The sequence below is a fragment of the Psychrobacter aquimaris genome, from assembly GCF_016107525.1.
Lineage (GTDB): Bacteria > Pseudomonadota > Gammaproteobacteria > Pseudomonadales > Moraxellaceae > Psychrobacter > Psychrobacter aquimaris.
On the sequence record NZ_JABASR010000009.1, the window covers coordinates 1 to 14778 of the forward strand.

Genomic DNA, 14778 nt, shown 5'->3' on the forward strand with positions numbered 1-14778 from the left:
CAATGGTAGTGTGGATTCGTCCATGTGAGAGTAGGTCATCGTCAGCTCTCTATTCTAAGTAAAAGCCCCCTCTGTGAAAGCAGAGGGGGCTTTTCTTTGTGCGGGGGTTTGGTTGGAATTATCCTCACGTCGGTTATTTTTTTCAATCACCTTTTACGTTTGCAGAGAATAGATAAAATTGTTCATAACCAGAAATTTATTATAGTAAGCTTTTCTAATGAATTTTTATTGTTGGTTGATACTTATTAATGCTAGATTTACATGACTATAAAATCACAGTATTGCTTAATAAATAAGGATATTTATGTTGGCCACTATATTATCAATAATTGCTGTTCTCATAGGGCTGGGAAATTTATGGCTTTCCAATGAACAATGGAAGAAAGTCAAAGCTAAAATTGGTATGTTGAGCGATACAGGTAAAGTATCTGAGATTCTTCCAGCTTGGTATACGAGAAGAATGATGATGGATCAGTGGTATTTTGGTTTAGTAACTGCTGATGGTCATACTATTGCAATTGGAAGTATCACAGCAATATCTGATAACGGAAAATGGATGGATGTAGAGCTATTGACATCTGACGAATTGCCCCAGAGAACAGAAACTAAGTTTATTACAGCAGTAGCTGATGATAGAAGAAGCGCTTCAATCCAAATAGAACAAATTGTTATGGCATACGAAATTATGACTAGCTAGAAGTGACATATAAAATACTAAGTTAACAATTATTTTTTCATTCGTCTTATTCAGTTATAGATATAACGCCGTTGTTTGGGTACTAAAAGACGTTAATGCTCTCTGAAAAACTATTAGAGTAAGAGAAGCGTAGCTCCCTTTTTATTAATGTTCAACAAAAGTTTTTTATATCTAAATAAAAGCTAAGTGAATAAAGCTAAGTGAATAAAGCTAAGTGAATAAAGCTAAGTGAATAAAGCTAGGTGAATAAAGCTAGGTGAATAAAGCTAGGTGAATAAGGAAGTATGCGTGTCAATTTGGTTGCTAGTTCTAATATCGTTTTTGCATATTACTATTGGCGGTGCTTTTACCACTGGGTTTCTTTTTTATATTTGTGCAGAAAATAGCCCAAGCTTAACCAAAATTGAGAATAATGTTCTCTTTACCTTGCTGATTGGATATGCAGCTTCGCTTGTAATCAGTGTTGGAATGGCTATTTATTTTTATGTATTTACTACTAGCGATTTATATTATTGGTGCTTTGCCATACCGTGGGGACTACTGATTCTACTATTAGGTTATTGGGCATATATTTTAGCCAAATTTAATGCATTCTGAGGATGCTGTTAGCATGTCTGATCTCGTTAATTACTTCTTAAAACAACTCACCTATCTCAAAGTCTTCCTCAAAATCAAATCCTAGCTGCTCGTTTTTACGCAGCCGCATGAGCTCGATACGCAGCTTACGTCCAGCGATAAGCCTTAGCACCTCGCGTTGCTGCTCTGTCGTCATATGATGCCATCGTTGGCGCTCGGCTCGACTGCGCAGGCAACCAAAGCAATAGCCTTTTTTATTGCTTTGACAGACACCGATACAAGGGTTGTCAATGTCGAACAGCTCAAACTGTTGATTCATGGCGACTCCATTGCTATTACCGTCATTCCTTTGACTGGCACAAAACCATTATGACAATATTATTATGTCGCAAATACCAACTAATAGTGTGCCGTTTTATTGTTATTATTTTTTTGCATTGGGTGCTATGCTTAGCGTCACTGGTCTATATAAGACAATCATAACAAAATTAATAAGTGAGATGATACGTGAACCTGATTTATATCCATGGACTGGACAGCGATGCGAACTCTACCAAAGGGGTGTTGTTAGAAAAATACTGCCAGCATCATCATCCTGATATCACTGTGCTGCGTCCTGATTTGAACAAATCCCCTGCGCAAGTGCATGAGCAGCTGTTGTCATTGATAGAAGGGTTGAACAATAGCAAAGATGAGCAGACAGGATCGTTCAATACGGTACTAATCGGTAGCTCATTGGGTGGGTATTTTTCTACCTTAATCAGTAATCAAATAGGTTGCCCTACACTATTGCTAAACCCTAGTATTCAACCTCATATCACGCTACAACGTTTTTCTGACATCTCAGTATCAAGTCAAGAAAGCAGTGATGAGTTATCTCATAGTAACGTCCTGCATACGACGGCAGGTGGCTGGGCTATTACTCACTCAGATTTACAATGGTTTGCAGATCATCAAATTTCTCAAGTAACTTATCCCAATAAAGTTGCTGTACTGCTTAAAGAAGGTGATGAGCTACTAAGCTCTGAATTGTCTAAAGCCTTTTATCAAGGGCAGGGCGCAGCGGTAACGGTACAGGCGAGTGGCGATCATCGCTTTAGTGATTTTGGTGAGCAGCTACCGATGGTGATAGAGATGCTACGAAAGTTAGTAAAGTCTTAGATAGACGACATTATATGACGTGAACGATGGACTATTGACCTTAACGTCGCTGTTTTTCGTTATAATGGTTTCATAGAGTTAAACGCACGTGAATAGTTAAGGATGCATTTGTGAGTCAATATAATGCGCAATCGTTAGAAGTTTTAGAAGGACTTGAGCCAGTACGTCGTCGTCCAGGTATGTATACCGATACCACGCGCCCGAACCATCTGGCGCAAGAGGTCATTGATAACTCGGTGGATGAAGCGTTGGCGGGTTATGCCAAAACCATCAAGGTGCAGCTGCACAGTGATGGCTCGCTATCTGTCGAAGATGACGGGCGCGGTATGCCGACTGATATTCATCCTGAGTTTGGTCAATCTGGTATTGAGCTGATTTTGACCCGTTTGCATGCTGGTGGGAAGTTTTCGACCTCTAATTATGAGGTGTCAGGTGGTCTGCACGGGGTGGGTATCTCTGTCGTTAATGCTCTATCCACGCGCGTTGAGGTGACGGTATGGCGTGATAGTACGCAGTTTGATATGGCGTTTGAGAACGGCGCAGCCGTGACGCCATTGACGGAAGCGGTCAGCTCAAACAAACGCAAACGTGGTACTAGAGTGCATTTTTGGGCAGATGGTAGTTTCTTTGATACGCCCAAGTTTAATGTGAAGCAGCTCAAGCACAATCTAAAAGCCAAGGCCGTTTTGGCAGCTGGACTGACGATTGAATTCACCGATGATATCAATGATGAAAAGGTTGTTTGGCAGTTTACCGACGGGGTCGTCGAGTATCTAAGTGAACAGTTAGATGGTCTTGAAACTTTACCTGAAGCACCGTTCTATTATAATTACGATGCGAAAGCGGGCGAACGTGCTGCCATTACCTTTGCGTTGTCTTGGTTGCCTGATGGTGGCACGCCGATTCAAGAAAGCTATGTGAACCTGATCCCGACGGCTCAAGGCGGTACCCACGTCAATGGACTGCGCACGGGCATCTTAGAAGCATTGCGTGAATTTTGCGATATTCACAACTTATTGCCACGTAGTGTGAAGCTGACGGCAGAAGATGTCTGGGATGGGGTGAACTATATTCTCTCTCTCAAATTCTCTGAGCCGCAGTTTTCTGGACAAACCAAAGAGCGCCTATCGAGTCGTGAAGCTGCTGGTGCCGTACAGACATTGGCAAAAGATGCCTTTAGCCTGTGGTTAAACCAGCATGCTGACATGGGCACGCAAATTGCGGAATTGGCGATTAATAAAGCAGGACGTCGCCTAAAATCAGCCAAAAAAGTCGCCCGTAAGAAAATTACTCAGGGCCCCGCACTGCCTGGTAAGTTGGCAGACTGTCGCGGCGATTTGCGTGATGGTGCGGAGCTGTTCTTAGTAGAGGGTGATTCGGCTGGCGGTAGTGCTAAGCAAGCACGTGATCGTCACTATCAAGCGATATTACCTCTGCGCGGTAAAATCCTAAATACATGGGAAGTATCATCAGACACGGTGCTATCAAGCCAAGAGATTCATGATATCGCCATTGCAATCGGTGTGGATCCTGCCTCTGATGATCTGTCCGAGCTGCGCTATGACAAGATATGTATATTGGCGGATGCTGACTCTGATGGCCTGCACATTGCGACACTTATTTGTGCATTATTCGTCAAGCATTTCCCTGCGCTGGTGGATGCTGGTCATTTATTCGTCGCCATGCCGCCGCTATATCGCGTGGACGTGGCTAAAGAAGTGCACTATGCGTTAGATGAGCCAGAGCTTGCGCATATCTTAGCCAAGGTGCCGGGCAATAAAAAAGCGCAAATCACTCGCTTTAAAGGGCTGGGTGAGATGAGTGCTGAGCAGTTACGCGAGACGACGATGAGCCGTGATACGCGTAGGTTAGTGCAGCTAGATATGGATGACATGGTATTGACCAATAGTGTGATGGATATGCTATTAGCCAAAAAACGGGCAGCTGACCGCAAGTCATGGCTTGAAAGCAAAGGTGATTTAGCAGATATATCATAAGAGGCTTGATTGCTTACTCATTATTTGCCTATTTATTTCTCCGTTTTTATTAATATAAGTTTATAAATGAGTAAGCTATTGGACAATAAAAGCTTATAAAATTCAAGGTGGTAGCATACGCTTAATGTTATTATATAGGTATCTTTTATTATATGGTGCCGTCATGACATCAAGTTTTTTTAAGCGCTCAAAAACCAAAGCTTCTCAGTCTGCTCGCTCCAAAATACTACCCAAGCTTAGCAAAAAACAGCTGGGCAATTTAGTGCCAAAACGTGGTGGTAAATTTACTCCAGCCATTGGATCCATGCTGCTAAAAGCAGCAGGCTGGCGCAATGTTGGTGATATTCCCAATATTTCGCAGGCAGTGGTACTGGCGCTTCCACATACTTCCAACGTCGATGGCGTTTATGCGATACCCAGTTTATTTGCATTGGATCTAAAAGTCAGCATCATGGGCAAGCATACGCTATTTAAAGTGCCGGGATTTGCGCAGTTATTAAGCTGGATAGGGGTTATTCCTATTGATCGAGGTAACAAAGGCTCAGTGCTACAATCTAGTATTGATAAGTTCAAAACTGGTGAGCCGCTATTTTTAGGATTGGCACCAGAGGGTACTCGTCAATATACAGAAAGCTGGAAAACTGGCTTTTATTATTTGGCATTAGGTGCTGGTGTACCTATTTTGCCAGTAGCGATGGATTATAATACTAAGGAAGTTCGTTTTCTGTCGCCAGTTTATCCTAGTGGTGATATCGAAGCAGATTTACCAAAAATTTATGCTCAGTATAAAGGTGTGATACCAAGACATCCTGAACGCTTATCGCAGCCGCTACAAGATATCAATAGGTCAGTTGAGTAACGTTTTTTTATTAAGTCTTTTATACTAAGAAGCCCCTGATACTAGAATATCAGGGGCTTCTTAGTATAAATTGATAATATTCAACTCATATTAAGTCTGTTTAGAAATGCGGTTGACCGTTAGAAGCACTGACGCCGCCATCGACAGGTAAGTTGACGCCAGTAATCATAGAAGCATCATCGCTCGCTAAAAACGTGATTGCAGCGGCAATATCTTCTGGTGTCGCCAAACGTCCGAGCGGACAACGGGCTAAGAACTTATCGGTCTTATTGTCATTGTCTTGAATAGCGCTAGTCATATCAGTTTTCGTGACGCTAGGGTTAACAGCATTCACACGCACGCCGTCAGGCCCATGATCTAGGGCTAGTGTACGAGTCAAATTGGTTACGCCCGCTTTAGCGGCATTGTAAGCGGCCATATTCCAATCGCCGCCCACCCCTGAAAGTGATGAGACATTGACGATATTACCTTTAGTAGCAATGAGGTGCGGCATCGCCGCCTGTGAGACATAAAAAGTCCCATTTAGATTCACATCAATGGCTAATTTCCAATCTTCAGCAGACAACTCTGTTATTTTGCCTTGGATGGCTTTGCCTGCATTGTTAATCAAAATATCAATTTTTTCAAACTTATCTATCGCCCGCTTTATCATTTCTTGCACTTGGCTTTGTACACTGATATCACAAGTAATGGTGAGATAATTGTCAGTATGAATCCAAGTACGATCTTGCGGAAACTCTTTTGCAGTGTCTTCTAATGTCGCAGCCGTGCGTCCTACTAACACGACGCTAGCGCCTTCCTGAGCGAAGCGAATGGCGGTTGCACGCCCAATACCTGAGCCTGCACCTGTGACGATAACCGTTTTTTCTTTAAAGCGCTTCATAACGTTCAATCCTTGTTATTATATGATGGTCATTAAATAATTTTGATAAATGTTTTTAAAAAATGTAATCGAAAGCAGCCTATACGCGGTAATTTTGACTGAAAATCATGCTACTTTGCTATTATCATAACAACTCACTGCCCTGAAAGCGACTGCATTTAATAGGGCTTATTTTGTTAAATTTTTCGTTGGCCGCCCGTAGTTATAGTCAAAACATATTGCGAATATTCAATATGCTCTAATGTCATGATCATCAATAGCAACTTACCATACAACGTATCCATTCGATAATAAAAGGCTAAAACTGTGTCTAACTCAACTATTACCCTATCTGATAACGGCTATCTTGTTAATGAGTTGACCTGCTATTTGCAGAAAGATGCCGTAGACATTACTTTGGCCAATATGCAAAATTTTGAGCATAAATATGACGCGTATTACCGTGCTCAGCATTATCACTATCAGTTGCCACTAGGTAAACTATCATTACTTGAGCTCATATTATATTTGCCTGCTAAAAGTAGTCTGGTCGATATTGAGGCCGCGCGCATGGCGGTAGTAAAGGCCACGCTAATATGGCACAAGACGTATCTTGCTCAGCATAAAAATAACGACAACATGAGCCATGATATTTTAGCTTTTGATATTCAGTTCACTGAAAAAGGTGAAGAAATTAATAAAATTAAGATAAATCCCCAGCAACGACAATCCCTAAAACGGCTCACTCATGGTTTTGGTGTTCGCTATTTTATGGAAGATTTGGTTGTAGATATGAGTGACAGTGTGCAGCAGCTACAAGTTTTTAGCTGGCATGATTGGCAGACGATATTGGCAAGCCTACACACACCATGCGAGCTATGGCGATTTTTGAATTATCGTTTAGGGCAGTTGCAATATTCGGCCAGTAATCATGTCGCTAGTTTTGAATCAGAAGCAGATTTGATCACTAAGTTTTTGCATAGCCCAGCTTTATTTACGGATGCTATCACAGTAGATAATACACTTATCAAGTATGAAATGCAGGATGAACCCAACCCTGCATTAGTCGCTATGACGCTTGCCTACAAAAACAAAAGCACAACTGCGCAGATGTATCATCAGCATATGGCGCAAGCGGCAGCTATGTGGTCGCAGCTAAGCGCCCAAATGATAGAGACGCTCGATGCAGAGGTGCTAGACGATGCTGATAAAGAGACACTAGGAATAAAACGCTCTCATTGGCAACAGCAGCTATTGGATGAGTCTTTATTTTCACGACATGAGTTGGTGAGAACTCTATATAGATATCCTAAACAAGGAAGTAGCTTGCAAAAAGAGGGTTATGTCGTGCATCAACACTCTTATGAGAGTTTGGGACGGCATTATGTATTGATATTTTATGGGCAAGATTTTGACAGTCAACACAGTAAACAGGCTATTCAGCCAAACTTATCCAAGATTGCACAGGATGTTGCGAGCCGCCTACCAATAACCGAGCTGCATCATGTGATTATATTGGGCATTGATTTTATTGATGAGTCTAATGACACCTTTATTGATATTGATCTGTGGATTCAACCAGTTGATCCAATGACTCAGCGTGAGCGCCAGCTGACCAAGCAATTACAGCGTTTAAATCAACAGTATAAAAAGCAAACGATAAATAATTTATCAGCAGGTAAAGATAAGTCAATGCGAATGCAATTAAGTTTGAATATACCTGCACGGAAGACCAAGTCCTGAGTATAATTTTGTAGCGATATCTTTGTAAACACTAAGTTGACGCCATAAAAAAGACAGCCTAGGCTGTCTTTTTTATGTTCAAAATATATCGTTAACTAGGACTTATTTTAAGTCATTGTTAGTATCAACATCAGTAAAGTTTTTACTTGGCGCTAGATCTGAACCAGTGTCGATATCGTTATCACTTGTTTCAACATGAGTGATATCTACATGACCAGTACTAAGATTGTTGGTATCAACAGTGCTCGTAGGTAAGTCATTAGTCATTGTACCTGAAGCAGCAGGAGTGTTCTCACGAACTGAGTCAGCAACTTTTTCTTGAGTAGAAGAACTTGGTGTTAACACAGATTTCGCTTTAGCTTCCTCGCGTTCTTTGTCCATTTTATCCTGCATTTTACGTAGGAAACGTGCAGCAGCTTCTTGACCACCAAGACCAAATGAGAGGGCAAAGGCTACGGCTACGGCACCTAGGGTTAGACCAAATGCTAGGTTAACGATAGAGTCAGCAATACCCATCGCTTTTAGACCCATGGCAAGTACTAAACCCATGATCAATACACGGACGATATTTGCTAAGAACTGCGAGCCTTGCTCAGAACGCTCAACGACACCAGCAATGATGTTGGCAAGCCAAAAGCCAATAAACAGGATGATTGCACCCAAGATGATGTTGGCACCAAACGCAATAAACATGGCGATAATGGCTGAGATAGGCTCAAAACCTAATAAATCAGCGGCGGCAATCGAGGCGAATAACATTGCAAAGAAGATAATTGCATAAGCAACTAAGTCAGAGACTCTCTTGTTACCCATGGTTTCTTGCAAACCAACTTTCGCAGGTAGCTGATTGATCTCAGTGTTTTCGATCAAACCTTTGATGATATTGGCAACCATACGTATTACATAGAAGGTCACAACTAAAATCGCGATTGCCATAAAGATGTTTGGCAATGCTTCCATGATTTTGTTCAGCATGTTCGTCGCAGGACGAGCAATCACTTCGATTTTAAGGGCATTCAGTGCTGCAATGATAGTTGGGATAATCACTACTAAAAATGCTAATGAACCAGCAATGTTAGGTAAGCTATTCTTTTCGCTTAAACCTGCCTTTGTAGCCAATTCTTGGACATCAAAAGTAGCAACAAGATTGGTCACAATGCCGCGTACCACTTTAGCAATGATATAGCCGACAACAAAGACGATACCAGCAATGAGGATGTTAGGAATAAAGCTAAAGATTTTATCAACCATGTTAGTCAATGGGGCAAATAAACCATCAAGTTCTAATTGACCCAATACCATCGTTAAAACAATCAATAAGATGAACCAATAAACCATATCAGCAATCGTGCTGCTCATTGGTTTTACGCCAGCTTGCGCACTTAAGCGCTCATCCATTGACGTCTTAGCCAGTCCAGCATTGATGGCTGTACGAGTCACTGTGGCGACAACCCAACCAATAAGACCCAGAGCGATGGCACCGATCAGGTTAGGAATAAATGCTAGGACTTGATTGACCATATTTGCAAACGGTGTCGAGATTGAGTTCAAGTTCAATTGGTTCAGCGCCCCAGAAATCGCGATGATAAAGATAAACCAAAATACAACCTTAGAGATAATACCTTCTAAATCGTAGGTCTTACCCGTTGAAGAGTTCATGCGTTGGTTTAGATTGACCCTAGATAATACATTACGAACCAGCGCCGCGATACCCAGTGCCACTAGCCAACCGATAATAAATATTAAAATAGCACCAATAATGGAGCCGATAGGCCCACCAAGATAACCGTTAAAAGATGTATACATTGGGTTCATCTTATCCTCCTTTAATCATCATGTAGAATCAGCTAAACAATATCATGAGTACAGCTATTATTAAGCGAAGCCAATACATAGATGGTTATGATAAATAGTATCTTTAAAGTAAGTTATGCGATGATATTATAATTTTTGAGTATGTAACCTTATCAAAAAACGTTGGTTTATCTTGTGTTAACTGCTTCACTGCCAATATTAATCATCCATGATAAAGACGTACACTCGGTTACTTATCACCTTAACTAATTCAGCTTAGCTGATGTACTAGGGGATTTAAAGATAGAAAGCTTAACGTGTTACTGTATTTGTGTGATAACTTGTTATTATGACGATAAATATTAACATAGACTGTACATTCGCCCGATAATTTGATGGCAAACATGGTTCCTAAAACTAAGATTTGTTATTATAGGAGCATGTGACATCTCGCCACTATCCTTACAATTTGAGAGTACTTTATGAAAAAAATCACTACTTTAAGCGTTGGTGCACTTGCTAGTGCTATGTTGTTAGTAACAGGCTGTAGCACAAATAACGGTAACCAAGAGACAGCTGCTCAAAGCGTTTCAATCACCGAGCAAAGCTCAGCAAATGAAAAAGTAGGTTATAGCTTGGGTTATATGATGGCTGAAGGTAATAAAGAAGCGGTCGGCGATCTGAATCTTGATACCTTTGAAAAAGGCTTTCGTGATGGTTATGAAGGTAATGAGTCAGCACTGACCCAAGAGCAAATGCAGGAAGTATTGACGACTTACCAAAAAGAGCAAGAAGAAAAGTTCGTTAAAGACATGGAAACAAAAGCTGAAGAAAACAAAACTAAAGGCGCTGCATTCTTAGCAGAAAATGCTAAAAAAGAAGGCGTCAAAGAAACGGCTTCTGGCTTACAGTACAAAGTCATCACAGCAGGTACGGGTAAGTCACCAAAAGCGACTGACGTGGTTGAAGTAAACTACGAAGGTAAGTTAATCGATGGTACGGTATTTGACAGTTCTTATGAGCGCGGTGAGCCAATTGAGTTCCCATTAAATCAAGTCATTGCTGGCTGGACAGAAGGTCTACAGTTGATGAAAGAGGGTGGCAAATACGAGTTTTATATCCCATCAGATATTGCTTATGGCGAAGCGGGTAACGCAGGTATCGAGCCTAACAGCACGCTTATTTTTACGGTTGAGCTATTAAAAGTAAAATAAGCTTAGTTAACCGTGTTAAAAAATAAAGTCATAAAAAAGCCCTCATAAATATTATGAGGGCTTTTTTATGACTAGAGTTTGAGTGTCTAAAGAGTCTTTTGAAAGACTTTAGAATTACGACCATTATGGTACTTTTCTTGGCGCGATTCAGGTAGTGCGCTGGCCTCGACTTCGGCAAAGCCTTGCTCGACGAACCAATGTGCCGTTCGTGTCGTTAACACAAACAACTTATGGAGACCATGACTGCGTGCTTGCTGCTCTAAAAATGCCAGTAAGTCTGCACCGCGACTACCGCTACGATAATCGGGATGTACGGCGACACATGCAACTTCTGCTGATTCTGCATCCAATGGATATAGCGCCGCGCAGCCCAAAATCATACCATCACGCTCAATGACACTATAGTTGTCAATCTCTTGCTCTAAGCGTTCGCGTGAGCGGCTGACTAATATGCCTTGCTCTTCTAGCGGTGATAATAGCTCAATGAGTCCGACCACATCGTCAATATTGGCACGACGAATCTCTTCGTAAGGGTCATGGCTGATAAGGGTGCCAGAGCCATCGCGAGTGAATAACTCTTCTAATAAGGCACCGTCTTTGGCGTACGAGATGATGTGGGTGCGATGGACGCCTTGGCGGCAAGCCAAACTGGCGCAATTTAAGAAATAATTGATCTCGCAATTTAAATCACGATCACGTAAGAAGCGATCGACTTCATTAGGAATCATCTCTCTTAGTAAGCGATCATCATCATTAATCCCCGCTTCTTCGCCTAAGAAAATAAGCTTATCCGCACCAAGTGCTACGGCTGCACTGAGCGCCACGTCTTCAGCTAGCAAATTAAAGACTTCACCAGTCGCTGAATAACCCATTGAGCCTAAAATCACAATATGGTCGTGTAGCAGGTTGTTTTTGATGGCTTCAACATCGATAGAACGCACTTCGCCAGTCATTTGGTAGTCGATACCATCACGAATACCGTAAGGACGTGCGGTCACAAAATTGCCTGAAATGGCATCGATGCGTGAGCCATACATAGGTGAGTTGGCCAGTCCCATTGACAGCTGCGCTTCGAGCTGCAGGCGAATAGCGCCTACCGCTTGTAAAATAGCAGGCATCGCCACGCGCGGTGTAATTCGAATATCTTGATGCAGTGGGGAAGTAATGTCAGCATCTTTCAAGTTCTTTTCGATTTGCGGTCGCGCTCCATGTACCAATACCAGCTTGATACCTAAGCTATGTAATAAAGCAAAATCATGAATCAGAGTGCTGAAATTTGGATGATTGACCGCCTCACCACCAAACATAATCACGAACGTTTTGCCGCGATGGGTATTGATGTAAGGGGCAGAGTTACGGAACCAATGGACGTATTCAGGGTTGATTTGGGGCATGGCGCTAGTAGTCATAATAAGGGCAATAGTAGTGAGAATAAGAAAAGGGGCGTAGCAAAAAATGCCTATCGCTAAAGAATTACCATAGCAAAAAACGCCGTTATGAGCTATCTTTTATTTCAGTAGTGTCAATCAATTTTTATCGCTGATGAACTATATACACAACCTCAACACGGGGTTAGTGTACCTACAAACACTTTTTGCTATGCTAAACGCTATTGCTTTACAGGCAATGAACGAAGATAATCAATAAAAAATAAAGCACTTTATACGCTAATCTGACCAGCTATGACAATATGGACGCATGCAGTGCTTGTCATCAGTGGTCACTATAATCAGCTGATCGATACTAAGTATTAGGTATGTCAATACTATAACAATCGACTATTTATAATTAGCCATGCTTCATCTAAATTGTGCTACCTGTAAACGATTAAACATACATCACAAGTTATTCAAGTTTTACCAGCTGCGTTTTACCGACATATTAATCAGGGATAATGAAAATCATGAAAAAAAGTAACCAATTTGCTAGCCCATTTAGTGCCTGGAGCGGGCATCGCTTATTTCACGTTGTGGCTGGCACGCTCATCGGTGCGATGGTAGTGACGCAAGCCTCGGCAATGCTACCAACGCCAGAACAAGCCGTTGATAGTTCCGCAGCTGTACAGGCCAATGCCACTAAAAGCAGCAACTCAAGTGCACAGGCCGTCAATAGTAAAATTACAGCGTCATTGATTAGCGTTGATGCAAACGGTCAAGAGGTTTTGGCTCCGGTGAATGCCAGTACTCGCCTACAGTCAGGTAATGTCTTAGAGTACCAAGGTTATTTTACCAATACCAATGCAGATCGCGTCCGTAAAATGACCGTGACCATGAGTATCCCTGAGCAGGTAGAGTTATTGCGTACAGTATCACCTGATTTTCCATACGGCAGTGCAGATGGCAATACTTTTGCCCGTATGCCATTACGTGGAAAAGTGGATAACCAACTGCAAGAAATTCCATTAAAATATTATAAAGCGGTACGCTGGGATTTAGAGGGTGTCGGTCTTAATGACACTGTGGTGGTTAAATATCGCGCACGTGTGAAATAAGTCAGTCATTTAATATTAAGTTTTGTATAAGTGTTATTTATGTAATACGGGCTTAATGTTCGCTGAATCACAAAAAGCATCACGGCTCATTGCTGTGATGCTTTTTTATGGGTTGTTATTAAGGCGTTTTGATACGCCGTTACAAGGCGCTTAAAGCGTCGCGTATTTGCGGGTAGATTTTTCTTTGATTAATTGCTTAATGGCAGCCATCTGTGCGGTAGTGGCTTGCGAGCCCGCAGCTATGAGAGCGCGGCGCTGGCTGGTATCTATTGAGCTGATATGACTGACCGCAGGAGTAATCAGCACATCAGCACGATCTCGTTCACGGTGTATCGATGAGGAGCGGTTGGTGGGTGACACGACATTGGTTTCAAGCAATCCCCAAAAATCACTTAATGAGCTGATAGTTAATGCTTTTCCATCAGAAGCACTGTTGTTTGGAGTAGCGGGCACATCAACGGCAATAACAATGTCAGCGCCCAAATCACGAGCGCTATCGACAGGTACTAAACTGACCACACCGCCATCGATATATTTTTTACCGACTTTTTCAGGGATACGGGGGGCGATAAAAATATTAGGTACGCTACAGGACGCTTGAACGGCAAGCCCCGCATCACCAGTGGTAAAAATGGCTTTTTTCAAAGTATGCTTCTCCGCTGAGACTGCTGCAAAACGGATGGGAAAATCCTCTATGACTCGTCCATCGACTTTATCGTTGATAAAGTTTTTGAGCTTGATGCCCTCGATGACACCTTGATTGGATAAGACAAAATCTGTCAATTCACTGTCTGTAGTGGTCAGTGCCAGTTGCTCAAGTTGTACTGGTGTGTAGCCGCTGGCATATAGGCTACCAACCAAGCTGCCGACGCTAGTGCCAACGATGAGCGTGGGTTTGATGCCATTCTCCTCTAATGCCTTTATCACACCCACATGGGCGAAGCCTTTGGCACCGCCACCGCCCAATACCAATGCAATGTTAGGTGGCGCTAGTTCAGGTGCTAAGGGCTGCGCTGGGGTTAGAGAGCTACAAGCGCTGATAGATAATCCTAAGGTAGTCACCAGTATACTCATACGCGCTAATAATTGATGACGGGATTGGTGAGACATAGGATAAGCCAGCATAAAAAATAACCTTATATAATTATTATCATTTAAAAAACAAGACAGTAGTTATTGATATGATATAAATGAGTTGTGTACCTTTGACGCATTGTGCAGCAGTATTACTAAACTCGCTGACGCTATTAAAGGCAGTACTTGCCTTTGTATTTTTTGCTACTTTGACTTTTGGAAATAGTATTGAATGCTCAGTTCTAATCATACGGATTTATTGTTTCATAATGCATTGATTATTATGATTTTTACTAGATGCAGTAATACT

13 protein-coding genes are annotated in these 14778 nt (G+C 41.9%); 8 read left to right on the top strand and 5 right to left on the bottom strand.

The features are described from left to right. Positions 1 to 304 precede the first annotated feature (304 nt). Positions 305 to 697, top strand: coding sequence for a hypothetical protein (locus JFC10_RS09090; RefSeq protein WP_198332578.1), 393 nt, complete (start codon positions 305 to 307; stop codon positions 695 to 697). Between the two features lie 288 nt (positions 698 to 985). After that, positions 986 to 1294, top strand: a complete 309-nt coding sequence (locus JFC10_RS09095) for a hypothetical protein (protein ID WP_102092140.1) — start codon at positions 986 to 988, stop codon at positions 1292 to 1294. Positions 1295 to 1331: 37 nt separating this feature from the next. On the opposite strand, the gene JFC10_RS09100 is transcribed toward JFC10_RS09095, so the two are convergent. Next, a complete protein-coding gene (locus tag JFC10_RS09100; protein ID WP_102092139.1) occupies positions 1332 to 1592 on the bottom strand; it encodes a DUF1289 domain-containing protein in 261 nt (86 codons plus the stop codon). Between the two features lie 188 nt (positions 1593 to 1780). On the opposite strand from JFC10_RS09100, the gene JFC10_RS09105 reads away from it, so the two are divergent. From JFC10_RS09105 to JFC10_RS09115, 3 genes are all read left to right on the top strand, one after another. Then, positions 1781 to 2434 (top strand): YqiA/YcfP family alpha/beta fold hydrolase, encoded by a 654-nt coding sequence (locus tag JFC10_RS09105; RefSeq protein ID WP_198332579.1) that lies wholly within the window; start codon positions 1781 to 1783, stop codon positions 2432 to 2434. Positions 2435 to 2544: 110 nt separating this feature from the next. Further along, a complete protein-coding gene (parE, locus tag JFC10_RS09110; protein ID WP_198332580.1) occupies positions 2545 to 4431 on the top strand; it encodes a DNA topoisomerase IV subunit B in 1887 nt (628 codons plus the stop codon). Positions 4432 to 4594: 163 nt separating this feature from the next. Continuing rightward, positions 4595 to 5290 (top strand): lysophospholipid acyltransferase family protein, encoded by a 696-nt coding sequence (locus JFC10_RS09115; RefSeq protein ID WP_227685967.1) that lies wholly within the window; start codon positions 4595 to 4597, stop codon positions 5288 to 5290. 100 nt (positions 5291 to 5390) lie between these two features. Here JFC10_RS09115 and JFC10_RS09120 read toward each other — a convergent pair whose 3' ends face one another. Then, positions 5391 to 6173 carry an SDR family NAD(P)-dependent oxidoreductase gene (locus JFC10_RS09120; protein WP_193012162.1) on the bottom strand — a complete coding sequence of 261 codons (783 nt, stop codon included), beginning with the start codon at positions 6171 to 6173 and terminating at the stop codon, positions 5391 to 5393. Positions 6174 to 6479: 306 nt separating this feature from the next. Here JFC10_RS09120 and JFC10_RS09125 point away from each other — a divergent pair, with 306 nt between their 5' ends. After that, the gene (locus tag JFC10_RS09125) at positions 6480 to 7895 is read left to right on the top strand and encodes a hypothetical protein (RefSeq protein WP_198332582.1); all 1416 of its coding nucleotides are present in this window, start codon (positions 6480 to 6482) and stop codon (positions 7893 to 7895) included. 102 nt (positions 7896 to 7997) lie between these two features. Here the strand turns inward: JFC10_RS09125 and JFC10_RS09130 are convergent, their stop codons facing one another. Continuing rightward, positions 7998 to 9710 carry a mechanosensitive ion channel gene (locus tag JFC10_RS09130; protein WP_198332583.1) on the bottom strand — a complete coding sequence of 571 codons (1713 nt, stop codon included), beginning with the start codon at positions 9708 to 9710 and terminating at the stop codon, positions 7998 to 8000. Positions 9711 to 10171: 461 nt separating this feature from the next. On the opposite strand from JFC10_RS09130, the gene JFC10_RS09135 reads away from it, so the two are divergent. Beyond that, positions 10172 to 10903, top strand: a complete 732-nt coding sequence (locus JFC10_RS09135; RefSeq protein ID WP_193012159.1) for an FKBP-type peptidyl-prolyl cis-trans isomerase — start codon at positions 10172 to 10174, stop codon at positions 10901 to 10903. Between the two features lie 86 nt (positions 10904 to 10989). Here JFC10_RS09135 and argA read toward each other — a convergent pair whose 3' ends face one another. Next, positions 10990 to 12312: an amino-acid N-acetyltransferase gene (gene argA, locus JFC10_RS09140; RefSeq protein ID WP_193007269.1), complete on the bottom strand. Its 1323-nt coding sequence runs from the start codon at positions 12310 to 12312 to the stop codon at positions 10990 to 10992. 494 nt (positions 12313 to 12806) lie between these two features. Between argA and JFC10_RS09145 the strand changes: the two genes are divergently transcribed. Further along, positions 12807 to 13394 carry a hypothetical protein gene (locus JFC10_RS09145; protein ID WP_193012157.1) on the top strand — a complete coding sequence of 196 codons (588 nt, stop codon included), beginning with the start codon at positions 12807 to 12809 and terminating at the stop codon, positions 13392 to 13394. A 150-nt stretch (positions 13395 to 13544) separates the two neighbouring features. Here JFC10_RS09145 and JFC10_RS09150 read toward each other — a convergent pair whose 3' ends face one another. After that, complete coding sequence (locus JFC10_RS09150; protein ID WP_227685965.1) at positions 13545 to 14504, bottom strand: patatin-like phospholipase family protein; 960 nt, start codon at positions 14502 to 14504, stop codon at positions 13545 to 13547. Positions 14505 to 14778: the final 274 nt, after the last annotated feature.